Source organism: Micromonospora sp. NBC_01638, assembly GCF_045209745.1.
Lineage (GTDB): Bacteria > Actinomycetota > Actinomycetes > Mycobacteriales > Micromonosporaceae > Micromonospora.
In genome coordinates this window covers 5,643,941-5,667,193 of the sequence record NZ_CP109273.1, presented here as the reverse complement: position 1 = coordinate 5,667,193, position 23,253 = coordinate 5,643,941, and the positions used below count along the sequence as shown (strand labels likewise).

General features: G+C 70.8%; 24 protein-coding genes. 10 read left to right on the top strand and 14 right to left on the bottom strand.

Going from position 1 to position 23,253, the window contains the following annotated elements; all coding sequences use genetic code 11:
- Positions 1-27: 27 nt before the first annotated feature.
- The gene (locus OG811_RS26485; protein ID WP_406069585.1) at positions 28-1,113 is read left to right on the top strand and encodes a DUF3866 family protein; all 1,086 of its coding nucleotides are present in this window, start codon (positions 28-30) and stop codon (positions 1,111-1,113) included.
- Between the two features lie 32 nt (positions 1,114-1,145).
- Here OG811_RS26485 and OG811_RS26480 read toward each other — a convergent pair whose 3' ends face one another.
- From OG811_RS26480 to rfbA, 4 genes are all read right to left on the bottom strand, one after another.
- A complete protein-coding gene (locus tag OG811_RS26480; protein ID WP_406069583.1) occupies positions 1,146-1,340 on the bottom strand; it encodes a hypothetical protein in 195 nt (64 codons plus the stop codon).
- A gap of 100 nt (positions 1,341-1,440) precedes the next feature.
- Complete coding sequence (pafA, locus tag OG811_RS26475) at positions 1,441-2,799, bottom strand: Pup--protein ligase (RefSeq protein ID WP_234581936.1); 1,359 nt, start codon at positions 2,797-2,799, stop codon at positions 1,441-1,443.
- A 68-nt stretch (positions 2,800-2,867) separates the two neighbouring features.
- Positions 2,868-3,491: a dTDP-4-dehydrorhamnose 3,5-epimerase gene (gene rfbC, locus OG811_RS26470; protein WP_406069581.1), complete on the bottom strand. Its 624-nt coding sequence runs from the start codon at positions 3,489-3,491 to the stop codon at positions 2,868-2,870.
- Positions 3,488-4,375, bottom strand: coding sequence for a glucose-1-phosphate thymidylyltransferase RfbA (rfbA, locus tag OG811_RS26465; protein WP_406069580.1), 888 nt, complete (start codon positions 4,373-4,375; stop codon positions 3,488-3,490). The genes rfbC and rfbA overlap by 4 nt, the downstream gene beginning before the upstream one ends.
- Positions 4,376-4,460: 85 nt before the next feature.
- Here rfbA and rfbB point away from each other — a divergent pair, with 85 nt between their 5' ends.
- From rfbB to OG811_RS26435, 6 genes are read left to right on the top strand one after another with little or no spacing between them, the layout of a single operon-like run.
- Positions 4,461-5,462, top strand: coding sequence for a dTDP-glucose 4,6-dehydratase (gene rfbB / locus OG811_RS26460; protein WP_406069579.1), 1,002 nt, complete (start codon positions 4,461-4,463; stop codon positions 5,460-5,462).
- The gene (rfbD, locus tag OG811_RS26455; RefSeq protein ID WP_406075927.1) at positions 5,459-6,346 is read left to right on the top strand and encodes a dTDP-4-dehydrorhamnose reductase; all 888 of its coding nucleotides are present in this window, start codon (positions 5,459-5,461) and stop codon (positions 6,344-6,346) included. The genes rfbB and rfbD overlap by 4 nt, the downstream gene beginning before the upstream one ends.
- Positions 6,343-6,714: a DUF2304 domain-containing protein gene (locus tag OG811_RS26450; protein WP_406069577.1), complete on the top strand. Its 372-nt coding sequence runs from the start codon at positions 6,343-6,345 to the stop codon at positions 6,712-6,714. Before rfbD ends, OG811_RS26450 begins: the two co-directional genes overlap by 4 nt.
- Positions 6,707-7,408, top strand: a complete 702-nt coding sequence (locus OG811_RS26445; RefSeq protein WP_406069575.1) for a glycosyltransferase family 2 protein — start codon at positions 6,707-6,709, stop codon at positions 7,406-7,408. The genes OG811_RS26450 and OG811_RS26445 overlap by 8 nt, the downstream gene beginning before the upstream one ends.
- Complete coding sequence (locus tag OG811_RS26440) at positions 7,405-8,718, top strand: lipopolysaccharide biosynthesis protein (protein WP_406069574.1); 1,314 nt, start codon at positions 7,405-7,407, stop codon at positions 8,716-8,718. The genes OG811_RS26445 and OG811_RS26440 overlap by 4 nt, the downstream gene beginning before the upstream one ends.
- A complete protein-coding gene (locus OG811_RS26435; RefSeq protein ID WP_406069572.1) occupies positions 8,715-9,743 on the top strand; it encodes a glycosyltransferase family 2 protein in 1,029 nt (342 codons plus the stop codon). Before OG811_RS26440 ends, OG811_RS26435 begins: the two co-directional genes overlap by 4 nt.
- Before the next feature lie 63 nt (positions 9,744-9,806).
- On the opposite strand, the gene prcA is transcribed toward OG811_RS26435, so the two are convergent.
- The 7 genes from prcA to arc form a co-directional block, all read right to left on the bottom strand.
- Entirely contained in the window at positions 9,807-10,628 is an 822-nt protein-coding gene (prcA, locus tag OG811_RS26430; RefSeq protein WP_406069570.1) for a proteasome subunit alpha, read from the bottom strand.
- Positions 10,629-10,687: 59 nt separating this feature from the next.
- Positions 10,688-11,527, bottom strand: a complete 840-nt coding sequence (gene prcB / locus OG811_RS26425; RefSeq protein WP_406069568.1) for a proteasome subunit beta — start codon at positions 11,525-11,527, stop codon at positions 10,688-10,690.
- On the bottom strand, positions 11,446-11,655 hold the full coding sequence (locus OG811_RS26420; protein WP_406075925.1) for an endonuclease domain-containing protein: 210 nt from the start codon (positions 11,653-11,655) through the stop codon (positions 11,446-11,448). Before OG811_RS26420 ends, prcB begins: the two co-directional genes overlap by 82 nt.
- 281 nt (positions 11,656-11,936) lie before the next feature.
- The gene (locus tag OG811_RS26415) at positions 11,937-12,152 is read right to left on the bottom strand and encodes a ubiquitin-like protein Pup (RefSeq protein WP_030332902.1); all 216 of its coding nucleotides are present in this window, start codon (positions 12,150-12,152) and stop codon (positions 11,937-11,939) included.
- A 104-nt stretch (positions 12,153-12,256) separates the two neighbouring features.
- Positions 12,257-13,774 carry a depupylase/deamidase Dop gene (gene dop, locus OG811_RS26410; protein WP_406069566.1) on the bottom strand — a complete coding sequence of 506 codons (1,518 nt, stop codon included), beginning with the start codon at positions 13,772-13,774 and terminating at the stop codon, positions 12,257-12,259.
- A gap of 110 nt (positions 13,775-13,884) precedes the next feature.
- Positions 13,885-15,861 carry a hypothetical protein gene (locus OG811_RS26405; protein ID WP_406069564.1) on the bottom strand — a complete coding sequence of 659 codons (1,977 nt, stop codon included), beginning with the start codon at positions 15,859-15,861 and terminating at the stop codon, positions 13,885-13,887.
- A gap of 175 nt (positions 15,862-16,036) precedes the next feature.
- On the bottom strand, positions 16,037-17,821 hold the full coding sequence (gene arc, locus OG811_RS26400) for a proteasome ATPase (protein WP_406069563.1): 1,785 nt from the start codon (positions 17,819-17,821) through the stop codon (positions 16,037-16,039).
- A gap of 178 nt (positions 17,822-17,999) precedes the next feature.
- Between arc and OG811_RS26395 the strand changes: the two genes are divergently transcribed.
- Positions 18,000-18,293: a ferredoxin gene (locus OG811_RS26395; protein WP_406075924.1), complete on the top strand. Its 294-nt coding sequence runs from the start codon at positions 18,000-18,002 to the stop codon at positions 18,291-18,293.
- 34 nt (positions 18,294-18,327) lie between these two features.
- Here the strand turns inward: OG811_RS26395 and OG811_RS26390 are convergent, their stop codons facing one another.
- From OG811_RS26390 to OG811_RS26380, 3 genes are read right to left on the bottom strand one after another with little or no spacing between them, the layout of a single operon-like run.
- Positions 18,328-18,900: a hypothetical protein gene (locus OG811_RS26390; protein ID WP_406069561.1), complete on the bottom strand. Its 573-nt coding sequence runs from the start codon at positions 18,898-18,900 to the stop codon at positions 18,328-18,330.
- 46 nt (positions 18,901-18,946) lie between these two features.
- Positions 18,947-19,948, bottom strand: coding sequence for a tRNA (adenine-N1)-methyltransferase (locus tag OG811_RS26385; protein WP_406069559.1), 1,002 nt, complete (start codon positions 19,946-19,948; stop codon positions 18,947-18,949).
- Positions 19,945-21,099 carry a site-2 protease family protein gene (locus OG811_RS26380; RefSeq protein WP_406069558.1) on the bottom strand — a complete coding sequence of 385 codons (1,155 nt, stop codon included), beginning with the start codon at positions 21,097-21,099 and terminating at the stop codon, positions 19,945-19,947. Before OG811_RS26380 ends, OG811_RS26385 begins: the two co-directional genes overlap by 4 nt.
- Before the next feature lie 78 nt (positions 21,100-21,177).
- On the opposite strand from OG811_RS26380, the gene OG811_RS26375 reads away from it, so the two are divergent.
- Positions 21,178-22,092, top strand: coding sequence for a RecB family exonuclease (locus OG811_RS26375; protein ID WP_406069557.1), 915 nt, complete (start codon positions 21,178-21,180; stop codon positions 22,090-22,092).
- A 161-nt stretch (positions 22,093-22,253) separates the two neighbouring features.
- A complete protein-coding gene (locus tag OG811_RS26370) occupies positions 22,254-22,940 on the top strand; it encodes a response regulator (RefSeq protein ID WP_406069555.1) in 687 nt (228 codons plus the stop codon).
- Positions 22,941-23,253: the final 313 nt, after the last annotated feature.

Here is a 23,253-nt window from a genome sequence, read left to right as displayed (position 1 = left end):
CGGGCCCGCGCGGCTAGCGTGCCCGTCATGGTGCGATGGCGTACGGGGACGGTGGCGACGCTGCGACGGCAGTGGACCGGGGCGGTGGAGCTGGACGTCGACCTGTCCGACGGCACACGCATGCGGGCGCTGGCCTATCCCGAGCTGGTCGGCACACCCGAGCCCGGCGACCGGGTGCTGCTCAACGCCGGGGCGCTGCTGATGGGGTTGGGCACCGGTGGGTACGCCCTGGTGGTCGCCCTGCCGGACCGCCTGCCGCCGGACCCGCCGGACGTCGGCGACACCCGTGACGCCGGGCACCTGGTCAAGGCCCGCTACACGCCGTTGCAGCCGATCCTGCTCGGCGTCGACGAGGAGGCGTCCCCGCACCGCGATGTGCTGGCCGATGTGGACGACCTGGGCGGTCTGCCGGTGGTCACCGCCGACCTGCACTCGGCGCTGCCGGCGATCCTGGCCGGTATCCGGGTCGACGCCCCGCAGGCGCGGGTGGCGTACCTGCTCACCGACGGCGGGGCGCTGCCAGCCTGGTTCTCCCGCACCCTCGCGGGCCTGCGCGCCGAGCTGGCCGGCACGATCACCGTCGGGCAGTCCTTCGGCGGTGACCTGGAGGCCACCACCCTGCACGGCGGCCTGCTCGCCGCCCGGTACGTGCTGGACGCCGACGTGGCCATCGTGGCCCAGGGACCGGGCAACCTGGGCACCGGCACCCGGTGGGGCTTCTCCGGCGTCGCCGTCGGTGAGGCGGTCAACGCGATCGCCACGCTGGGCGGTCGGCCGGTCGGCTCGTTGCGCATCTCCGACGCCGATCCCCGCCCCCGGCACCGGGGCGTGTCGCACCACAGCCTCACCGCGTACGGCCGGGTGGCACTCGCCCCGGCGGAGCTGGTGGTCCCCGACGACCTGGATCCGGCGCTGGCTGCCGAGGTGGACGCGTCGCTGGCCCCCCTGGCGGCCCGGCACCGGATCGTCCGGGTGCCCACCACCGGACTCGACGTCGCGCTGCGCGCCAGCGCCGTGCCGCTGTCCACCATGGGCCGTGGTCTCGACGCCGACCACGCGTATTTCCTGGCCGCAGCCGCCGCCGGCCGACACGCCGTCACCCTTCTCCCCTGACGAGCCCGGTGGGCGCGACGGGAGCACGGGGATCAGGCGAAATAGATCAGGGCGAGCCAGCCGCCCACGATGAGCGCCAGCGCCAGGGCCAGCACCCACGTCGGCACGGTGTATTCACCGCGCCGGTTACGGTCGACCTCGGCGCGGATCTTCTCCCGCCGGCGTTCGACCCAGTTCTGCCGCTCGGTGCCGCGCTCGGAGCGGTCGGAAGGTCCAGAAGTCGTCATGGCGCGCCCAGCTTACCGGGCCGCTCACCTGGCGGGCCGCGGAGCCCACCGAACCGGCCAGCCCCGCCGGTGGACACCACCGCCGGGGCCGGCACCTCGGTCACATGCTGGCGATCAGCCGCTCCACCCGCTCGTCGTACGCCCGGAACGGGTCCTTGCAGAGCACGGTGCGCTGCGCCTGGTCGTTGAGCTTCAGGTGCACCCAGTCGACGGTGAAGTCCCGTCGCTTCTCCTGGGCGTGCCGGATGAACTCGCCCCGCAGCCGGGCCCGGGTGGTCTGCGGCGGCGTTTCCTTGGCCTCGAAGATCTCCGGGTCGGTGGCCACCCGGTCGACCTCGCCGCGGCGCTCCAGCAGCCCGTAGAGGCCCCGGCCGCGGCGCACGTCGTGGTAGGCCAGATCCATCTGCGCCACCCGGGGGTGCGACAGCGGCAGGTCGTGCTTGCGCTGGTAACGCTCGATCAGCCGCAACTTGCTGACCCAGTCGATCTCCCGGGAGACCGGCTCCAGGTCGCCCGACTCGACCGCGTTCAACACCCGGCCCCACAGCTCGACCACCCGCTTGGCGGCCTGGTCACCACCACGGCGCTCGACGAACTCGGTGGCCTTGGCCAGATATTCCTGCTGGATGTCCAGCGCGCTGACCTCCTTGCCGGAGGCCAACCGGACCTTGCGCCGGCCGGTGATGTCGTGCGACACCTCCCGGATCGCCCGGATCGGGTTTTCCAGGGACAGGTCGCGCATCACCACCCCGGCCTCGATCATCCGCAGCACGATGTCGGCCGTGCCGACCTTGAGCAGCGTCGTGACCTCGTTCATGTTGGAGTCGCCGACGATCACGTGCAGCCGCCGGTAGCGCTCGGCGTCGGCGTGCGGCTCGTCGCGGGTGTTGATGATCGGGCGGCTGCGGGTGGTCGCCGAGGAGACGCCCTCCCAGATGTGCTCGGCCCGCTGCGAGAGGCAGTAGACCGCGCCGCGTGGGGTTTGCAGCACCTTGCCAGCCCCGCAGATCAACTGCCGGGTGACCAGGAACGGGATGAGTACGTCGGCGAGCCGACCGAACTCGCCGTGCCGGGAGACCAGGTAGTTCTCGTGGCAGCCGTACGAGTTGCCGGCCGAGTCGGTGTTGTTCTTGAACAGGTAGATCTCACCCGCGATGCCCTCGTCGTGCAGCCGCTTCTCCGCGTCGACGAGCAAGCCCTCCAGGATCCGCTCGCCGGCCCGGTCGTGGGCGACGAGATCGGTCACCGAGTCGCACTCCGGTGTGGCGTACTCCGGATGCGACCCGACGTCCAGATAGAGCCGGGCCCCATTGCGCAGGAAGACGTTGCTCGACCGACCCCAGGACACCACGCGGCGGAACAGATACCGCGCGACCTCGTCCGGGGACAGCCGCCGCTGCCCGCGATAGGTGCAGGTGACGCCGTACTCGGTCTCGAGGCCGAAGATTCGCCGCTCCATGGTGTGACATTAGCCGCCCGGAGGCCCGGTTCGTCACTGTCAGACCACAGGTCGTGCCCCGAGCGCGGTCACATACCGGTTGAGTGCGACATTCCGTCCGGGCCGAGGCTCGCCACGAACCGCCGGCAGCTCTCGTACTCCGGCAGCAGGCCACGCTCGCGGGCCTGCGCCAGAGTCGGCGCGGCGTCGTCGCGCGCGGACAGCAGCGGGACGTCGGCGGGCCACTCGATGCCCAACTCCTCGTCCAGCGGGTGCACCGCGTGCTCACCGGTCGGGTTGTAGGTGGCCGAGCAGAGGTAGCTCAGCGTCGCGTCGTCGGTCAACGCGCAGAACCCGTGCCCCAGCCCCTCGCTCAGGTAGACCGCCCGACGGTCGGTGTCGTCCAGCCGGACGCCCTCCCAGCGGCCGAAGGTCGGCGAGCCCACCCGAAGGTCCACGATCACGTCGAGGACCGCGCCGCGCACACAGGTCACGTACTTGGCCTGCCCGGGCGGGACGTCGGCGAAGTGGACGCCGCGCACCACGCCACGCGCGGACACCGAGAGGTTGGCCTGGGCCAGCCGCAGCGGATGCCCCACCGCCTCGGCGAGGTGGTCGAAGCGGTACCACTCCATGAACATGCCGCGCGGGTCGCCGTGCTGCTGGGGGGTGATCTCCCAGGCGCCCTCGATGCTCAGCTCCCGGATCTTCATCGGCCGGCCTGCGCGCCGTGGTTGTCGGCCAGCAGACCCAGCAGGTAGTCGCCGTAACCGCTCTTGGTCAGCGGCTCGGCGAGCGCGCGCAGTTGCGCGTCGTCGATCAGACCAGCCCGCCAGGCGACCTCCTCGACACAGCCGATCTTCAGTCCCTGCCGCTCCTCGACCACCCGGACGAACTCGGCGGCCTGCATCATCGAGGTGAACGTGCCGGTGTCCAGCCAGGCGGTGCCCCGATCCAGCACCGTCACCGACAGCTCCCCGATCTCCCGGTACGCCTCGTTGACCGCCGTGATCTCCAGCTCGCCGCGGGCGCTGGGGGTGAGCTTGCGGGCGATGTCCACGACCCGGTTGTCGTAGAAGTAGAGGCCGGGCACCGCGTAGCGGGACTTCGGCCGGGCCGGCTTCTCCTCGATCGAGAGCACCCGACCGGCGGCGTCGAAGTCGACCACGCCGTACTCCTGCGGGTTGGCCACCTGGTAGGCGAAGACCCGCCCACCGATCGGGTCACCGTGGGCGGCGAGCTGCCGGCCCAGACCCACGCCGTGGAAGATGTTGTCGCCGAGGACCAGCGCCACCGACTCGGCGCCGATGAAGTCCGCACCGAGGATGAACGCCTGCGCGATGCCCTCCGGGCGCTCCTGGCTGACGTACTCCAGTCGCAGCCCGAACTGGCTGCCGTCGCCGAGCAGCCGACGGAACTGGTCCTGGTCGTCCGGGGTCGTGATCACCAGGATCTCCTTGACCCCGGACATCACCAGGGTGGAGAGCGGGTAATAGACCATCGGCTTGTCGAAGACCGGCATCAGCTGCTTCGAAACCGCCCGGGTAATCGGCCAGAGCCGAGATCCGGTGCCGCCAGCAAGTAGGATTCCACGCACCCGGGAAGCCTAGCGGCACGGGCACGAACGTGCGGGGGGTCGCGTCCCGGGAGTTGCGCCGGACTTCGCGTATACTTCCGGACCCGTGAGGATCCTCGTCACCGGCGGAGCCGGATTCATCGGGTCAGAGTACGTTCGACTGCTGTTGGGCAAGCCCTTCGGCAGCGCCGAGGGCGTACCGCCGATCGAGCCGGCGCTCGTGACCGTGCTCGACAAGCTGACCTACTCGGGCAACCTGGCCAACCTCGAGCCCGTGCGCGACGACCCGCGGCTACGGTTCGTGCAGGGCGACATCTGCGACCCGGTCGTGGTCGACGAGGTCGTCGCCGAGCACGACGTGATCGTGCACTTCGCCGCCGAATCGCACGTCGACCGGTCCATCGCCGGGGCTGCGCCGTTCGTCACCACCAACGTGCTGGGCACCCAGACGCTGCTCGACGCCGCGCTGCGCCACGGCACCGGTCGATTCGTGCACGTCTCCACCGACGAGGTCTACGGCTCGATCGACGAGGGCTCCTGGACCGAGACCTGGCCCCTCGCCCCGAACTCGCCGTACTCGGCGTCCAAGGCCGGCTCGGACCTGCTCGCCCTGTCGTACCACCGCACCCACGGCATGGACGTGGTCGTCACCCGCTGTTCCAACAACTACGGTCCGTACCAGTTCCCCGAGAAGGTCATCCCGCTGTTCGTCACCAACCTGCTCGACGGCGGCACCGTCCCCCTCTACGGCGACGGCGGCAACATCCGCGACTGGCTGCACGTGCACGACCACTGCCGTGGCATCGCCCTGGTCCAGCAGAAGGGCCGCTCCGGCGAGGTCTACAACATCGGCGGCGGCACCGAGCTGACCAACAAGGAGCTCACCGGCCAGCTGCTCGAGGCGTGCGGCGCCGGCTGGGACCGGGTCGTCCCGGTCGCCGACCGCAAGGGCCACGACCGCCGTTACTCGCTGGACATCTCCAAGATCAGCGACGAGCTGGGGTACGCCCCGAGCATCGACCTGGACCGCGGCCTCGCCGAGACGGTTCGCTGGTACCAGGAGAACCGGGCCTGGTGGGAGCCGCTGAAGTCGGCCCCGACCGCATGAGCCGAGTGCTCGTCACCGGCGCCGGAGGGATGCTCGGGAACGACCTGGTCGCCGTCCTGGCGACCCGGCCCGACCTCAAGGTGACCGCCGCCACCCGGGCCGACCTGGACATCACCGACGCCGCCGCGGCCCTGAGCGCGGTGGCCGGCCACGACGTGGTGATCAACGCGGCGGCGTGGACCAACGTCGACGGCGCCGAGACCGACGAGGCGGCGGCCACCGCCATCAACGGCGGTGGCACGGCCAACCTCGCCGCGGCGTGCGCGACCAGCGGCGCCCGACTGATCCAGGTCTCCACCGACTACGTCCTCGCGGGCGACGCGCACACCCCCTACCCGGAGGACGCGCCCACCGCGCCGGTCAACGCGTACGGCCGCGGCAAGCTGGTCGGTGAACAGGCCGTCGCGCGGCTGCTGCCCGACAACGGGTACGTCGTCCGCACCGCCTGGCTGTACGGCGCGCACGGCCCGAACTTCGTGGCCACCATGCTCCGGCTCGCCACCCAGCACGAGCACCTCGACGTGGTCGACGACCAGCACGGCCAGCCCACCTGGTCCCACACGCTCGCCGAGCGGCTGGTCGCGCTCGCCGACGCGGCGCTGGCCGGTCACGCGGCGCCCGGCGTCTACCACGGCACCTGCGCCGGACAGACGACCTGGTACGGGTTGGCCCGCGCGGCGTTCACGCTGGCCGGGTTGGACCCGGACCGGATCCGACCTACCACCAGCGACCGGTATCCGCGTCCCGCCCCCCGACCTGCGTACAGTGTGCTAGGGCACAGCCGCTGGGCTGCCGCGGGTCTGCCGCCGCTACCGGACTGGCACAGCGCCCTGGTTGACGCGTTCGACTCCCCCGCTCCACCCGCCCCGTGGAAGGTCGCATGAAGCTCACCCTCGTCACCGGCCTGACCGGCCTGCTGCTCCTCGGCACCATCGTCGAGTTGCTGCGCCGTCGTCAGCTGCGCGAGAAGTACGGCATGCTCTGGCTCGCCGTACTGGTCGTCGTGATCCCGCTGTCCCTGTTCCCCCGGCTGCTCGACAACGTCGCCGGGCTCCTCGGCGTCGCCTCCGGTGTCAGCCTGGTGCTCTTCCTCGGCATCGTCTTCCTGCTGCTCGTGTGCGTGCACCTGAGCTGGGAGGTCAGCGCGCTGGAAGAAGAGACCCGCACCCTGGCCGAAGACTTCGCCCTGCTCCGCGCCCAGATCGACGCGGACCGGGCAGCCCGAGACGAACTGGTGTCCAGCGATGGTTAACGGCAAGCGCACCTTGATCATCATTCCGGCCCTCAACGAGTCGGGTTCCATCGCCGAGGTCGTCGGCGAGGTCCGCGGTGAGCTGCCCAGCGTCGACGTCCTCGTCGTCGACGACGGCTCCACCGACCGCACCGCGGCCGTCGCCGCCGCCGCCGGCGCCCGCGTCGCCAAACTGCCGTACAACCTCGGCGTCGGCGGCGCCATGCGCCTCGGCTACCGCTACGCCCGCGACCACGACTACGACGTGGCCATCCAGATCGACGCCGACGGCCAGCACGACCCCCGGTACGTCCCGAAACTCGTCGACCTGCTCGAAGACAACGACCTGGTCATCGGGGCACGGTTCGCCGGTGAGGGCGACTACAACGTCCGCGGCCCCCGCCGCTGGGCCATGGTGATGCTCTCCGCCGTGCTGTCCCGGGTCGCCCGCACCAAACTCACCGACACCACCTCCGGCTTCCGGGCCGCCAACCGGCGGGTCATCGAGATGTTCGCCACCTGGTACCCGGCCGAGTACCTCGGCGACACGGTGGAGACCCTGGTGCACACCGCCCGGCGCGGGTACCGCATCCGGCAGGTGCCGGTCGCCATGCGCAAGCGGATGGCCGGCACGCCCAGCCACTCCCCCGCCCGGGCGATGATCTACCTCGGTCGCGCGTTCGCCGTCCTCACGCTGGCGCTCATTCGCCGGTGATCCGCCGCCTGCTACGCCTGATCCCGCCCGGCACCATCGCTGTTGGTGCCGGGCTGGGTCTTCTTGGCCTCGCCTCCTACGTCCACCTCGCAGTCGCCGGCCACAGCCTCAGCAAGGCCGACTACTCGTCCCTGTCGGTGCTCTGGTCGATCGTGTTCACCCTCGGCATCGGCGTGTTCATGCCCATCGAGCAGGAGGTCGCCCGGGTCGTCGCCGCCCGACACAGCCAGGGGCTGCCCCCGGGGCCGGTGCTGGCCCGCGGCGTCACCGTCGCCGCCGTGCTGCTCGCCGTGCTGGTACTGGCCGTCACCGTCGGCCGTCAGCCGCTCGCCGACAAGCTCTTCGCCGGTGACGGCAACCTGGTCACCGTGCTGATCGGCGCACTCGCGGCGATGGCCGTCGCCTACGCCACCCGCGGCGTCCTCTCCGGCCTGCAACTGTTCCCCTGGTACGGCACCCAACTCGGGATCGACGGCGGCCTGCGCATCATCATGGTCGCGCTGCTCGGGCTGGCCGGGGTGACCTCCCCCGTCTGGTACGGGCTCGTGCTCGTCGCCGCCCCGCTGGTCAGCGTCCTGCTCACCCTGCCACCGGTGCTGCGCACCATCGGCGGAGGCCCACCGGTGGCCTGGGCCACCCTGCTGCGCGGCCTCGGCCTGCTCACCGCCTCCAGCCTGCTCTCCCAGGTCGTGGTGAACATCGGCGTGATCAACGTGCAGCTGCTCGCCCCCTCCGACGCCGCAGCCGCCGGCGCGCTGCTCTCCGCCCTCGTGCTGGTCCGCATCCCCCTGTTCGTCTTCGGCTCGCTGCAGGCGTCACTGCTGCCCGGCCTGGCCACCACCGCCACCACCGGCGACCAGGCCGGCTTCCACAGCCTGCTGCGTCGGGCGCTCGGCATCGTCACCGCGCTCGGCCTCACCGGAGCCCTCGGTGCCGTGCTGCTCGGCCCGTGGCTGGTCGACACACTGTTCGACGCCCCCGGCGTCCTCGGCCACGGCGACTTCGCCTGGTTGGCAGGCGCCACGCTCGCCTACCTCTGGGCGATGGTGCTCGGCCAGGCCCTGCTCGCCCTCGACCGGCACCGCGCCCAGGCCCTCGCCTGGACCGTCGGCGTCGCCGCCCTGATCGCCGTGACGCTGGTCCCGGCTCCGGTCACCCTGCGAGTCGAGTTGGCATACACCATCGGCTCCGTCATCGTGTCCGCCACCATGGCGGTACTGCTGCTGCGCGGCGGCGTCCGTCGACCCACCACCCCCACCCGGCCGCTCGCCGAGGCCGCCGCCCCTGCCGTATCCGGAGGCATCCGATGACCCGCCCACAGGTGACCGCGGTAATGCTCGCCTACGGCACCGAGCCGTACCTGGTCGACGCCGCTCGGGCCGTCCTGGCCAGCACCGACGTCGACATCGAGCTGGTTGTCGTCGACAACGGTTGCACCGGCGACGGCATCGACATCGTCAAGGGCTTCCCCCAGGTCCGGGTGGTCCGCCCCGAACAGAACACCGGCTACTCCGGCGGCTGCCGGGTCGGCGCCGCCGAGGCCACCGGAGACTGGCTCGCCTTCGTCAACTCCGACGCCATCGTCGCCCCCGACGCCCTCGCCAAGACGGTCGCGGTCGCCGCCGAACCGGGCGTCGGCGCCGCGATGGCCTCCATCCGGCTCGCCGACACTCCCGAGCTGATCAACACCTCCGGCAACCCGCTGCACTTCACCGGGCTGTCCTGGGCCGGCGGCAACGGTGAGCCGGCCACCGCCCACGCCGTACGCGCCAGCGTGCCGTCTCTCAGCGGTTGCTGCTTCGTGATCAGCCGCCAGCGTTGGCAGGAGCTCGACGGCTTCGCCGCCGAGTACTTCGCCTACCACGAGGACACCGAGCTCAGCCTGCGGCTCTGGCAACGCGGCCTGCGCCTGGAGTACGTTCCCGACGCCGTCGTGCGCCACCACTACGAGTTCTCCCGCAACGACCTGAAGCTCTACCTGGTGGAACGCAACCGGTTGGTCACCCTGCTCACCGCGTACCAGACCCGGACGCTGGTGGTGCTCGCCCCGATGCTGCTGCTCACCGAGGTCGCCATGCTCGCCGCCGCGCTCGCCGGCGGTTGGACCAGGCAGAAGACCCGCGGCTGGGGTTGGCTGTGGCGCAACCGGTCCTGGGTCGGTGCCCGCCGCCGTCAACTCCAGGCCGAACGTACCGTGCCCGACGGGGTGATCGCCGAGCTGATGACCGCCCGCGTCGCCCCGTCGAACGTCGACTCGCCCCCCGGTATGGGCGTGTTCAACGCGGTCGCCGCCGGCTACTGGGCCCTCGCCCGGCCCCTGCTCCAGCGCCGCTGACCCGGCCCACAAACACGAGTGTCGGGGACCGCACCTGCGGTCCCCGACACTTTTGTCACACGATCAGCCGTCGGCCTGCCCCGGCCGATCCTCCAGGTCCGCGGAGCCCGCCGAACTGGTCGGCTTACCCGCGTCCCCGGTCGGCACGCTCGGCGTGTCCGGCAGGTCGCTCGCCGGCGGCGCCGCCTTCCCATCCAACAGCGCGGTCAGCGCGGCACCGGTGATCCGCCGGAACGTCCGGCCGACCCGCTGACGATCGAGCACCGCGACCTCAAGCTGGTTCGCGGCGATCGTCCGGGCGGCGCCGCCCTCCCCGCCGACGCTGCTCAGTGCCTGCACCGCGACCTGGACCGCCTCCCCGAGCGACATGTCCGGCCGGTGGTTGGACTTCAGCACGCCGGTGATGGCCTCAGCCTGACCGCCCATCGCCATCCGCCCAGGCTCGTCGTTGACCGAGCCGTCGTAGGTGAGCCGGTACAGCTCGTCATCGGCGGCCGTGGCCCCGACCTCCGCCACGCAGATCTCCACCTCGAACGGCTTCGACTGCTCGGTGAAGATCGCACCCAGGGTCTGCGCGAACGCGTTGGCCAGGGCCCGACCGGTGACATCCCGGCGGTCGTAGCTGAGCCCGTTCAGGTCGGCCATTCGCACGCCGGCCCGACGGAGGTTCTCGAACTCGTTGTAACGGCCGACTGCGGCGAAGCCGATCCGGTCGTAGATCTCACTGACCTTGTGCAGGGCGCTGGAGAGGTTCTCCGCGACGAAGAGCACCCCGCCGGAGTAGCTCAGGACCACGGCGCTGCGCCCCCGAGCAATGCCCTTACGGGCCAGCTCGGAGCGGTCACGCATGATCTGTTCGGGCGAGGCGTAGAACTGCATGGCCACGGCGGCGGTTCTCCTTACGGCGCTGTGCTGTCGATGCTGGCTGGTGGGGTGGGCGGGGACTAACCGCCCGGGTTCTCCATCCGGCCGGCGACCACGCCCTCGGCGATCGTCGCCGTCTCGGCGTCGGTGAGCCGGTGGGTGCCCTCGGCGGTCGCGGTCATCACCACCGGATAGATCCGCCGGGTCAGGTCGGGTCCGCCGGTCGCGGTGTCGTCATCGGCCGCGTCGTAGAGCGCCTCGACCGCGAGCCGAGTCGCGTCGGCGACGGACAGCCCGGCCCGGAAACGCTTCTTCAACGCGGACTTGGCGAACAACGACCCGGACCCGATCGCGTCGTAGCCGGTCTCCTCGTACGGACCACCGGTCACGTCGAAGCTGAAGATCCGACCGGCCCTCGCCGGGTCGGCGGCAGCCAGGTCGAAGCCGGCGAAGAGCGGCACCACGGCGAGCCCCTGCATGGCCGCGCCCAGGTTGCCCCGGATCATCGAGGCCAGCCGGTTGGCCTTGCCGTCCAGCGAGAGCATCGCGCCCTCGATCTTCTCGTAGTGCTCCAACTCCACCTGGAACAGTCGCATCAGCTCGATCCCGATGCCCGCGGTGCCCGCGATGCCGACCAGCGAGTACGCGTCGGCCGGGTGCACCTTCTCGATGTCGCGCTGGGCGATCAGGTTGCCCATGGTCGCCCGTCGGTCGCCGGCCATCACCACGCCCTCCGCGGCCGCGATGGCCACGATGGTCGTCGCGTGTGGTGCCAGGTCGGCGGCCATGCCCGGTGGCAGCGGTCGCCGGCCGGGCAGCATCTCGGGGGCCACCCGGCTCAGAAACGTCGTGAAGGAGGACGTCCCCGCGTTGGTGAACACATCTGGTAGACGCCCGGATGGATCAAAGCCCGCTGCCACGTGGTTCCTCTCAGGTACGTGATCGCCCTGGCCAGCCTCATCGGACTGTCACGGAACTGGCCAAGACCACCGTTGCAGTTGAAGCAGAGTATCCCGCGCACCCATCCGGTGCGATGGTCGTGGTCCAGATGTTGCGGGTCGGCGCCGCCACAGATCGCGCAGATCCCACCCTGCTCGGGACCTTCCGCGCCTCACGCACCTCACGGCCGTGTTCCTTCTTCACTCGCTTCGCGTAGCTGGCCTTCGACCGCTGGTTGAAGCACGGCTTGCAGTAGCTGCCGCGACCGCTGGGGCGCTTACTGCTCGAACAGAAATCGTCGAGCGACTTCCACTCCCCGCAGTCGCGGCAACGCCGTCGGCCATCCTGGTCGTCCGAAGAAAGTGGCATGTCCAATTCAAGCCGGTTTGTCTACTGACCGCCTTTTTGTACGTAACCTCTCACGAATTCTTCCGCGTTTTCTTCGAGGACGGAGTCGATCTCGTCGAGGAGGTCGTCGACGTCCTCGGTGATCTCGGCGTGCCGCTCGGCCACCTCAGGGTTGGCCTCGGTGGTGACGTCCTCGATTTCCTCGCCCTGACGGGACTTGCCGGACTGCGACTGGCCGCCGCTGTCATGAGTGGCCACTGCTGCCTCCTCCACGATCGTCTGCGATGAACTTACCTCGCGCGGGCGACGAAAAGCCCGCCGCGCGCCGGCTTGCGGCACACGACGGGCATTCGGCTTCCGGACTAACCCCCGGTCAACGTCTCCAGCAGGTCCTTGGCGCTGGCGCAGCGATCGAACAATGCCCCGACGTGCGCGCGAGTGCCCCGCTCCGGCTCCATCATCGGCACCCGGACCAGCGACTCCCGCCCCACGTCGAAGATCACCGAGTCCCAGCTCGCGGCGACCACCTCCGAGGCGTACTGGGCCAGGCAGCGACCGCGGAAATAGGCCCGGGTGTCCTCTGGGGGCTCGGTCATCGCGGTGCGGGTCTCGTCGTCGCTGAGCAGCGTCTTCATCGCCCCACGGGAGACCAGGCGGTGGTAGAGGCCCTTCTCCGGCCGGACGTCGGAATACTGCAGGTCGACCAGCTGAAGCTTGTGCGAGCCCCAGCCAAGCTTCTCCCGCTCCCGGTAGCCCTCCAGCAGCCGCAGCTTGGCCACCCAGTCCAACTCGTCGGCGCAGAGCATCGGATCACGGCCCAACCGGTCCAGCACGCTCTCCCAGCGGTCGAGCACGTCGATGGTCTGCTCGTCGGCGTCGGTGCCGTAGCGGTCGTCGACAAAGGACCGGACCCGCTCCAGGTACGCCCATTGCAGGTCGAGTGCGGTGAGCCGACGGCCGTCGCGCAGCCGCATGCGGTGTGACAGGGCGGGGTCGTGGCTGACGGCGCGCAGCTCGCTGACCGGGTCGGCGATGCCGAGGTCGGCACCGAGCGCCTTCTCCTCGATCATCGTGAGGATAAGCGCGGTGGTGCCGACCTTCAGGTAGGTGGAGATCTCCGAGAGGTTGGCATCGCCGATGATGACGTGCAGCCGGCGGTATTTGTCGGCGTCGGCGTGCGGCTCGTCGCGGGTGTTGATGATCGGACGCTTGAGCGTGGTCTCCAGGCCGACCTCGACCTCGAAGAAGTCGGCGCGCTGGGAGATCTGGAAGCCGCTCTGGCCGCCGTCCTGCCCGATGCCGACCCGGCCGGCGCCGCAGACGATCTGCCGGGTGACGAAGAACGGCGTCAGGTACGCCACGATGTCGGCGAACGGGGTCTGCCGGCGCATCAGATAGTTTTCGTGGGCGCCGTAGCTGGCCCCCTTGTTGTCGGTGTTGTTCTTGTACAGGTGGATCGGCTGGCTGCCCGGGATGGTAGCGGCCCGGCGGGACGCCTCGGCCATCACCCGCTCGCCGGCCTTGTCCCAGCGCACGATGTCCCGGGGGGTGGTGACCTCCGGGGTGGAGTATTCGGGGTGGGCGTGGTCGACGTAGAGCCGTGCACCGTTGGTGAGTATCACGTTGGCCAGGCCGAGGTCTTCGTCGGCCAGCGCCTCAGCGGGGTCGTAGGCGGCTCCGGAGTAGGTGAAGCCACGGGCGTCGCGCAGCGGCGACTCTTCCTCGTAGTCCCAGCGGGCCCGCCCGCCCCGGTTGAGTTCCGGACGTGCCCCATAGGCGTTGACCACCTGCGATGAGGTGACCATCGGGTTGGCCCCAGCTTGTCCGGGCACGGAGATGCCGTACTCGACCTCGGTGCCCATGATCCGACGTACCGTCATGCGACCACTCGCTTCGCTCGCCCACGGAGCCGGCGTGCCCGCCGCTCACACCATCGAGACTAGTCCGCCCGGTGGCACGCCGCGCGACCCTGACTGTCGGCGCGGCGCGGCTACCGGGGCGTGGCGGGTTTGAGCGGCACCACGGCCAGGCCTTCGCGCAGGGCCGGGTCTGCCGTGAGCGCCCCGTCGATGGCCTGCTGGGCCGCCGGGTCGGCCACGATGAGACGCAGCGGGCGGGGAACGCGGCGCAGGATCTCCGCGGTCCGGGCGGGCTCGTCGTAGATTTGGAAGTAGATGCCGGGCTCGGTCTGGCCGCTGGTGCCCTGCATGGCGGACAGGAAGATCGACTCCCGGTAGCCGTGCAGGCCCTGCTTGTCCACGACCAGGGTGACGGTGCCGGGGATCGCGGGATAGGCCCGGTAGGCGACGTTCGTGACCGATGCAGGGCGGGTGATGGCCCGCACGTCGCGGCCGGCCCAGTCCTTCGCCCACGTGCCGTTACCACCGTTGCGGTGGAAGAAGCCACCGGTCCAACCGACCAGGCCGGTGCCGGCGAGCACCGCGAGCGTCACCAGGGCGGCGGTGGCGACGGCGGGGAGGGCACCGGTGATCGGGCGGCGGCGCGGCTCGGTTTCGGTGCTCTGGGCGGGCGGCACCGGGAGCAGGCGGGCGAGCGCGGCGGCGCCCACGATGAGCACGAGGATAACCAGGTGCGCGGTCTTGCCGAAGTAGTAGGCGGGTTGGGTGCCGTTGGCGAGGTTCACGGCGGCCATGCTTGCGGAGAAGAGCAGGGCGACGGTCAGGACGACGAGGAAGCGCCGCCAGGTGGATTCACCGAGGTTGCTCCGGACGAGCACGGCGGCGACGACGACCGCGCCGAGCCCGAGGATGGTGTTGTAGGTCTCGACCGGCGGTGTGCCGCCGGGGGCCGCGAGCGCCTCGCTCTGGCCGGCGACGAGCACGCCGATGAGGGCGACCAGCGGGGCGAGCACGGCGGTGAGGACTCCGACGATGGCGACGGTGCCGGTGCGGGTACGCAGCCGGCGCCGGTCGGCGATCAGCCAGCAGAACACCATGGCGCCGGTCGGGAAGAGGAAGAGGTAGTAGCTGAAGCCGATGCCGATCAGCAGCGCCCCGACGAGGATGAGTTGTTCGCGCAGCCGGTGCAGGGGGCGGGCGACGAGGGCGACGAGAATCGCCGCGAGGCTGAGCCCGAACGTCTCGCTGGGGTAGCCGGCGACCAGCAGCCGGGGCAGCTCGGTGCCGAGGACGAGCGCGGTGACGGCGACGACGAGGACCAGTCGGCGTAGCGGGTGCAGAGGACCGGCGACGTGCTGGGCGGCCCAGATCAGCGCGAGCAGCAGCAGTCCGAAGGTGGCGAGGCACCAGAGCACGTAGTGGTCCATGAGCCGTGCCCCGGTGGGCGGGTCGCCAGCGCTGCGCAGGAAGCCGTCGAGCAGTGCGGTGGTGAGGTGCCAACCCTGCGGATAGTGGACCAGGCCGGAGAAGATGTGCTCGCGGGCCGTGTCGGGGTCGAGGAAGAGGTATCCGCCGAGGCGGCCGATCACGTCGAACAGGGCCGGGTGGCGGCCGTTGTCCTCACCGACCATGGCGAGGTTGAGCCGCTGACCGAAGCCGCTGGCCCGCAGGTAGGGGGTGGCGAGGTAGCCGGCGGCGAGGGCCGCGGCGGCCAGCGAGACCAGGTCGGACCAGCCGGGACGGGGCAGCCGGGGAGTGCGCCGGGACAGCACAGCGGCCAGGGTCAGGATGGTGAGCGCCAGGCCGGTGACCGGCACCGGGTGCAGGCCCCAGGGCCAGACGGTGAAGAGCAGCCCGACGGCGCCGGTGAGGCCGGCGAGCAGGGCCAGGGCGAGCACCACCCGGTCGAGCAGGCTCCGGCCGGAGCGCAGCAGGCTGGCCGTTCCGAGCAGGACCACCGGGGGTAGCAGCCATGCGGCGTGGACGGCGTTCGCGGCGAAGGAAACGAGCCAGCAGGCGAGGAGTATGCCCAGCAGCAGACCGATGCGGGGACGCCGAGCGGCCGGCGAGGCGCTTACCGGATCTTGGCTGTCCGTGGTGTCTGGCACTGCTGGCGTTTCCACGGTGGCGTCGGCACGCACGGGAATCCTCGATCGGTAGGTCAGCAAAGTCGCCGCAGTCTAGCCGGAACGCAAAGGAACGTAGTCCCGCTGATGGCGGTGGTCGCGACTCGGACGCGCGCAGCGGCGGCACCGGAGGAGATCCGGTGCCGCCGCTGGACGGTCAGAGGTACTGGCCGGTGTTGCTGGCGGTCTCGATGGACCGGCCGGCCTCGGCGCCCTTGCCACCGGAGACGAGCGTGCGGATGTAGACGATCCGCTCGCCCTTCTTGCCGGAGATGCGCGCCCAGTCGTCGGGGTTGGTGGTGTTGGGGAGGTCCTCGTTCTCGCGGAACTCGTCGACGCAGGCGTCGAGCAGGTGCTGCAGGCGCAGCCCCTTGCGGCCGGAGGTGAGGAATTCCTTGATGGCCATCTTCTTGCTCCGGTCGACGATGTTCTGGATCATCGCGCCGGAGTTGAAGTCCTTGAAGTAGAGGACTTCCTTGTCACCGTTGGCGTAGGTGACCTCAAGGAAGCGGTTCTCCTCGGTTTCCGAGTACATCCGCAGCACCACGGCGTCGATCATCGCGGCGACGGTGGCCTGAGGGTCGGCCCCGTGCTCGGTCAGGTCGTCCGGGTGCAGGGGCAGCCCGGAAAGGATGTACTTCGAGAAGATGTCCTTGGCCGCTTCGGCGTCCGGTCGCTCGATCTTGATTTTCACGTCGAGCCGACCGGGGCGCAGGATCGCCGGGTCGATCATGTCTTCCCGGTTGGAGGCGCCGATGACGATGACGTTCTCCAGCCCCTCCACGCCGTCGATCTCGCTGAGCAGCTGCGGGACGATGGTGTTTTCCACGTCGGAGGAGACACCGGAGCCGCGGGTCCGGAAGATCGAGTCCATCTCGTCGAAGAACACGATCACCGGGGTGCCCTCGCCGGCCTTCTCCCGTGCGCGCTGGAAGATCAGCCGGATGTGCCGCTCGGTCTCGCCGACGTACTTGTTGAGCAGCTCGGGGCCCTTGATGTTGAGGAAGAAGCTGGTGTGCTTCTCCTTGCCCTGCCGTTCGGCGATCTTCTTGGCCAGCGAGTTGGCCACCGCCTTGGCGATGAGCGTCTTACCGCAGCCGGGCGGGCCGTAGAGCAGGATGCCCTTGGGCGGACGGAGCTGGTGCTCACGGAACAGGTCCGCGTGCAGGAAGGGCAGCTCGACCGCGTCACGGATCTGCTCGATCTGCGACTGGAGGCCACCGATGTCGCCGTAGTCGACGTCGGGCACCTCCTCCAGGACCAGCTCCTCGACCTCGCTCTTCGGGATCCGCTCGTACGCGTACGCCGAGCGGGGCTCGATCATGAGCGAGTCGCCGGCCCGGATCGTCGAGCCGATGAGCGTCTCGGCGAGGTGGACGATGCGCTCCTCATCGGAGTGGGAGACCACCAGCGCCCGGTCTCCCGGCCCACCGCCTGGCCCCTCCAGGATCTCCTTGAGCATCACGACCTCGCCGACCCGCTCGTAGCCGAACGCGTCGACGATGTTGAGCGCGTCGTTGAGCAGGACCTCCTGGCCGCGGCGCAGCTCGGCCACGTCCAGTGAGGGCGAGACCGCGACCCGGAGCTTGCGGCCGCCGGTGAAGACGTCCACCGAGCCGTCGTCGTGCTTGGCGAGGAAGACGCCGTAGCCACTCGGCGGTTGCGCGAGTCGGTCGATTTCCTCCTTGAGCGTCACGATCTGCGTGCGAGCCTCCTTGAGGGTGCTCACCAGCCGGTCGTTGTTCTCAGTCAGCCGCGCCAACTGCGCCTGGGTGGCCGCCAACCGCTCTTCGAGCTGCCGGACGTGTCGGGGGCTTTCGGTCAACTTACGCCGCACCAGGGCGAGTTCCTCCTGAAGGAACGCGACCTGCGTGGAGAGATCGTGGGCTTCCTTCTCCCACCGTGCGGCGCGCGAGTCCGCGTCGTCGCTGCGTGCTGCCACGTCCCACCTCCCCGGGGGGCTTGAACGTTCTGCCCTAACACTAGCCGCTATGAGGCCGATTCGGTCCCATGCAACACCCTCGTCACCGAACCTTGATCGCCAAGGGTGGCCTGACGGGCCGTTACTGGCGTTCAGGTACCGTCGAAGCGTGGGACAGGAGAACATGGGGGGTGCACCGGTGGCCGAGGTCGCGACCGACCAACTGCAGGTCTGGGTGGACCAGGATCTCTGCACGGGCGACGGGCTCTGCGTGCAGTACGCGCCGGAGGTCTTCGAGTTCGACGTCGACGGCCTCGCCTACGTCAAGGGCGTTGACGGTGAGCTGCTGATGGCACCGGGCAGCCGGGTCGACGTTCCCGTGCACCTGCGGCTCGAGGTGATCGACTCCGCGAAGGAATGCCCCGGCGACTGCATCCACGTGGTGCGCAGCGACGGTGTCGAGGTCGCCGGCCCGGAGGCCGAGGAAGACTGAGGCCACCCGCCGGCCGGGCCAGGAGGGGTACGCCTCAGAGCATCGGACGACCGACCACCGAGGCGACCAGCCGCGCGAACTCCTCCAGCCGGGCGATCTGCCCAGCCCCGCCGTCGTCGAGGGTCTTGCCGAAGCGCAGCGCGTCGTGCCGTGGAGCGCCGGTCATCTCCTCGCTCGGCGGCGCCTCGTCGAGTGAGGTGAGCAGCAGATAGACGTCGATGCTGTCGACCCGGATCTCGCCGCTGTCGGAGCGGTTGAGCCGCCGCCGGCAGCCGACCTCGGTCACGGTCGACACCGGAACCACCCGCAGCGACGAGGTCATCGAGCCCGGTGGGCCCTCCTCCGGCGGCACGTCCTCGCCGTGCCAGAGGATCAGCCGGCTGCCGTCGCAGACGACAACCTCCTGCCACACACCGTTGACCTCGTTGACGAAGCGTTCCAGGGTGAAGCCGAGCACCGACGCGCCGCGCAGCACGCCGCCGAGCGCCTCCAGGGCGACGTCCGGGTCGCGCAGGTAGGCCCGCGCCGCCGATTCCAGGTCCTGGTAGGGCGACCAGTCGGGAAAGACCGCAGGGAGGTCACCGCCGCCGTAACCCGGTCGGCTCATGCCAGCGTCTCCCCCTGCTCGGCGGTGCCGGCGTCCAGCTCGATGGTCACGGCGTGTCCATCTCCCCCGTACCGTTGGGTTGCGCACCTGCGGCCTGCGCGGCGGCGGCCTGTCGGGTCGCCTGCGCCGCACGCAGGTCCTGGCGGCGCTGCGCGTACGCCTCGGTGCCCTTGCTGGGCTTGCGTCGGCGCGGCGGCGCGGTGACCCCGGGGGCCAGTTTGCGCGCCGACACGAGGAACGCGGTGTGCGCGATCATCCGGTGGTCCGGCCGGACGGCGAGGCCCTCGGCGTGCCAGTCGCGCACCAGGGACTCCCAGGCCCGCGGCTCGGTCCAGCCGCCGCGCTCGCGCAGCGCCTCCACCAGCTCGGAGAGCTGCGGGGTGGTGGCGACGTAGCCGATGAACACCCCACCGGGCACCAGCGACCGCTCGACCATGTCGAGGGTCTCCCAGGGGGTCAGCATGTCCAGGATGATGCGGTCGAAGCCGGTCTCCTGACACTGCGCGACGTCACCGACGTGCAGGTGCCACGACGGGTGCGGCCCGTTGAAGAACGCCTCGACGTTGCGCTTGGCGATGTGGGCGAAGTCGTCGCGCAGCTCGAACGAGTGCAGCTCACCCTCGGTGCCGACGGCGCGCAGCAGGGAGCAGCTCAGCGCGCCGGAGCCGGCGCCGGCCTCGAGGACCTTCGCGCCGGGGAAGATGTCGCCCATCGCGACGATCTGCGCCGAGTCCTTCGGGTAGATCACCTGAGCGCCGCGCGGCATGGACAGCACGTAGTCCGACAGGAGTGGCCGCAGGGCCAGGAACGCGGTGCCGCCACCGGAGGTGGTCACCACGCTGCCGTCGGGAAGCCCGATCAGCGCGTCGTGCGCCAGGATGCCCCGGTGGGTGTGGAACTCCTTGCCGGGCTCCAGCGTCACGGTGTGCATCCGCCCCTTGGGGTCGGTCAGCTGAACCCGGTCGCCGGGCCGGAACGGCCCACGGTGCACGGGTGTCAGCGCCGGGGTGGCGGGGTCGGCCGGGACGGTGGAGGGAGTTGCGGTCACGGTGTCATCTTCCGGTTGGGTTCGAGGAGCTGTGCCAGGTCCGCGATGTGCAGAATGCCGACGACATCTTCGCCTGACGTCACCACGTACTGCGCGCCCGGGTGGGTCTGTACGGCCTCCATCACCCGCTCGCCGTCCCACCCGACCGACAGCGTGGGAAGTGTGCCCAGTGACCGGGCGACGGCGTCCACCGCCAGCCACGGTCGGCGTTCGACGGGCACCGCGTCGGCGGCGGCCGGGTCGACCAGCGCCACCGGGCGGCCGGTGGAGTCGGTGACCAGCAGGGCGGAGCCGGGCTGGCCACCCTCGGCGCGTCGGCGCTGGGCCTCGGCCAGGGGCGTACCGGTGGACACCGGCCACGCCGGACGGGCCAGCCGGGAGAGGTCGATCAGCGAGAACCGGCGGCTGACCCGGGCGACCCGGATCGACTGCCCGGCGCCACGCCACAGGGTGACGGCGACCAGCAGCATCAGCGGCAGCGCCAGCGGCGCCAGGTAGTCGGCGAGGGTGAGGAGCAGGACCAGGGCTGCGGTGCCGACGGCGACGACGCGGCCGACCCACCCGGCGACCTCGGTGCCGAGGTGCCGGTCGCGGGTCAGCCCCCACACCGCGGCGCGCAGCGCCCGGCCCCCGTCGAGCGGCAGCCCGGGCAGGCTGTTGAACACGGCGACGATGACGTTGCTGACGGCGAGCTGAAAGGCGAGCTGGTGGGCCAGCGTCCGCTCGGGCAGGGCGAGAGTGGCGGCGACCGCGAGGACGCCGAGCACCGCGGAGACCGCGGGGCCGGCCAGCGAGACCAGCAGGTCGACGCGGGGGGACGGGGCGTCCCGGTCCATCTCGGTGTAGCCGCCGAGCAGTTCGAGGGTGATTCCGCGCACACCGATGCCGTGCCGCCGGGCGGTGAGGGCGTGGCCCAACTCGTGCAGCAGCACCGAGCCGAGCAGCGACACCACGAATCCGAAGCCGATCAGGTAGCCGCTGATCTGCGGCAGGTCCAGCTGTCGGCGGGCGAACTCGGCGTACAGCACGGCGATGAGCACCGCGAGCAGGACCATGGAGCCGTTGAGGTGCAGCGGGACCCCGAACACCCGGCCGACGTTCAGGCCGAGGCGCCGGTCGGGTCGGCGCGGCGGCTGGGATGTCTGCTCCATCGCAACGATGCTACGGACCGTCGCTGTGCGGGGCGGGCGGCGGTCGGGTGTCACACCGGTGCCCTAACCTTTGCCGACATGACGGCGGAACCGGTCACCACTCCCCAGCCCCCCTCCCCGGCGCAGGCGCCGCCGACGGTGCGGGCCTCGCTGTCCCCATCGCGTGCGGCTGATTTCAAGACCTGCCCGCTGCTCTACCGGTTCCGCAGCATCGACCGACTGCCCCAGCGGACGACCGTCGAGCAGGCCCGGGGCACGTTGGTGCACGCGGTGCTGGAGCGCCTGTTCGACCTGCCGGCGCCCGCCCGCACGCCGGCGGCCGCCGGTGACCTGGTGGCCCCCCAGTGGGACCGGCTCGTCACCGAGCAGCCGGATCTGGCCGAGCTCTTCGACGGCGCCGAGCCGGCCGGTCCGGTGGAGTTCCTGCGGTCCGCCGCCGGGTTGCTGGAGGGCTACTTCGCGGTGGAGGACCCGACCCGGCTGGAGCCGGCTGAGCGCGAGAGTCTGATCTCGGCGGTGGTCGACGACGAGCTGCTGATCCGGGGTTACCTCGACCGGCTCGACGTGGCCCCGGACGGCGCGCTGCGGGTGGTCGACTACAAGACCGGTGGCGCTCCGCGGGAGGCGTTCGAGGCGCGGGCGCTGTTCCAACTGAAGTTCTACGCGCTGGTGCTGTGGCGCACCCGCGGTGTGGTGCCCAAGGTGCTGCGACTGCTCTACCTGCGCGACGCCGAGGTGTTGGATTACACGCCGGACGCCGACGAGCTGGTCCGCTTCGAGCGCACGGTCGTGGCCCTGTGGCGGGCGATCGAGCAGGCCACCGCCCGGCAGGATTTCCGGCCCCGGCCGAGCCGGCTCTGCGACTGGTGCAGCCACCAGGCGCTGTGCCCCAGCTTCGGCGGCACCCCGCCGCCGTTCCCCGTCACCGCGGCGACCGCCGATCCGCTGCGCGACTCCCGGTCCGCCCCGGTGGCCCCGGGCGTCGACGAGTAGCAGCCTCCGGTCCGCCCCGGTGACCCGGCAAGCGACCGGAACGGTACCGCTCCGGTCGGGACAGGGCGACGGGCGGCCTCTACGGTGATCCGCGACGCACCGGCCCGCGTACGCGAGGATGACCGGTGCGGCAGCACGACGTCGGCTGGACGGGAGACGAAATGACCGATCGGGGGGCCTCGGCGCGGCCGGTGCGGATCCTGCTCGCCGACGACCAGCCACTGTTGCGTACCGGGTTCCGGATGGTGCTGGGCGCCGAGGGCGACCTGGACGTGGTGGCGGAGGCCGGTGACGGCCTGGAGGCGGTGGAGCTGTCCCGCCGGCTGCTGCCCGACGTCGTCCTGATGGACATCCGGATGCCCCGGATGGACGGGGTGGCCGCGACCCGGGCGATCGTCGACGCCCGACTGCCGGTGCGGGTGCTGGTGTTGACCACCTTCGACCTGGACGAATATGTGGTAGGTGCTTTGCGCGCCGGCGCCAGCGGGTTCCTGGCCAAGGACGTGCCGGCCGAGGAGTTGATCTCAGCGATCCGCACGGTGGCCGGTGGGGACGCGGTGGTGGCGCCACGGATCCTGCGGCGGCTGCTGGACCGCTTCGCCGAGCTGCTGCCAGACCCGGCGGCAACCCCGGCGGCAGCGCTCAACGCGCTCACCGACCGGGAACGCGAGGTGCTGGTGCAGGTCGCCCGAGGGCTGTCCAACGCCGAGATCGCAGCGGTGCTGTCGGTCAGCGAGACCACCATCAAGACGCACGTCGGGCATGTGCTGACCAAGCTGCGGCTACGCGACCGGGTGCAGGCGGTGGTGCTGGCGTACGAGTCGGGGCTGGTCCGCCCTCGGGCGTAGCTCCGCCGGCCCGGATACCTCACCCGGCGTACTCGAAGATCCCTCCATGGGGGGACGGCGACCGTTGCGGTCGTCACCTACCGTGACCGGGGATGGCGTGGCGCGGTTGACCCTCCTGTGGCGTCAGGTGGAAGTGTCCGGGTCGGCCGCCCGTCGCCGGGCGGAAATGCGGTCGACCGGTCGTCGGGTCAGGGGCAACCCTGATCCGGCATGGGGGTGCACCCGCAGCGGGAAATCCGCACAGGGTCCCCCCACGGGCGGACGGGATGGGCGTGAGCAGCGCCGATGATGGAACAGTCGCGCCGGACCATCG

Excerpts from the sequence above, each read along its gene's own strand:
- rfbD (WP_406075927.1), top strand. The coding sequence starts at position 5,459 with ATGAGCCGAGTGCTCGTCACCGGCGCCGGAGGGATGCTCGGGAACGAC.
- OG811_RS26445 (WP_406069575.1), top strand. The coding sequence starts at position 6,707 with ATGGTTAACGGCAAGCGCACCTTGATCATCATTCCGGCCCTCAACGAG.
- OG811_RS26380 (WP_406069558.1), bottom strand. The coding sequence starts at position 21,099 with ATGGAGCAGACATCCCAGCCGCCGCGCCGACCCGACCGGCGCCTCGGC.
- OG811_RS26375 (WP_406069557.1), top strand. The coding sequence starts at position 21,178 with ATGACGGCGGAACCGGTCACCACTCCCCAGCCCCCCTCCCCGGCGCAG.
- OG811_RS26435 (WP_406069572.1), top strand. The coding sequence starts at position 8,715 with ATGACCCGCCCACAGGTGACCGCGGTAATGCTCGCCTACGGCACCGAG.
- OG811_RS26450 (WP_406069577.1), top strand. The coding sequence starts at position 6,343 with ATGAAGCTCACCCTCGTCACCGGCCTGACCGGCCTGCTGCTCCTCGGC.
- rfbC (WP_406069581.1), bottom strand. The coding sequence starts at position 3,491 with ATGAAGATCCGGGAGCTGAGCATCGAGGGCGCCTGGGAGATCACCCCC.
- OG811_RS26480 (WP_406069583.1), bottom strand. The coding sequence starts at position 1,340 with ATGACGACTTCTGGACCTTCCGACCGCTCCGAGCGCGGCACCGAGCGG.
- OG811_RS26390 (WP_406069561.1), bottom strand. The coding sequence starts at position 18,900 with ATGAGCCGACCGGGTTACGGCGGCGGTGACCTCCCTGCGGTCTTTCCC.
- OG811_RS26370 (WP_406069555.1), top strand. The coding sequence starts at position 22,254 with ATGACCGATCGGGGGGCCTCGGCGCGGCCGGTGCGGATCCTGCTCGCC.
- dop (WP_406069566.1), bottom strand. The coding sequence starts at position 13,774 with ATGACGGTACGTCGGATCATGGGCACCGAGGTCGAGTACGGCATCTCC.
- OG811_RS26485 (WP_406069585.1), top strand. The coding sequence starts at position 28 with ATGGTGCGATGGCGTACGGGGACGGTGGCGACGCTGCGACGGCAGTGG.
- pafA (WP_234581936.1), bottom strand. The coding sequence starts at position 2,799 with ATGGAGCGGCGAATCTTCGGCCTCGAGACCGAGTACGGCGTCACCTGC.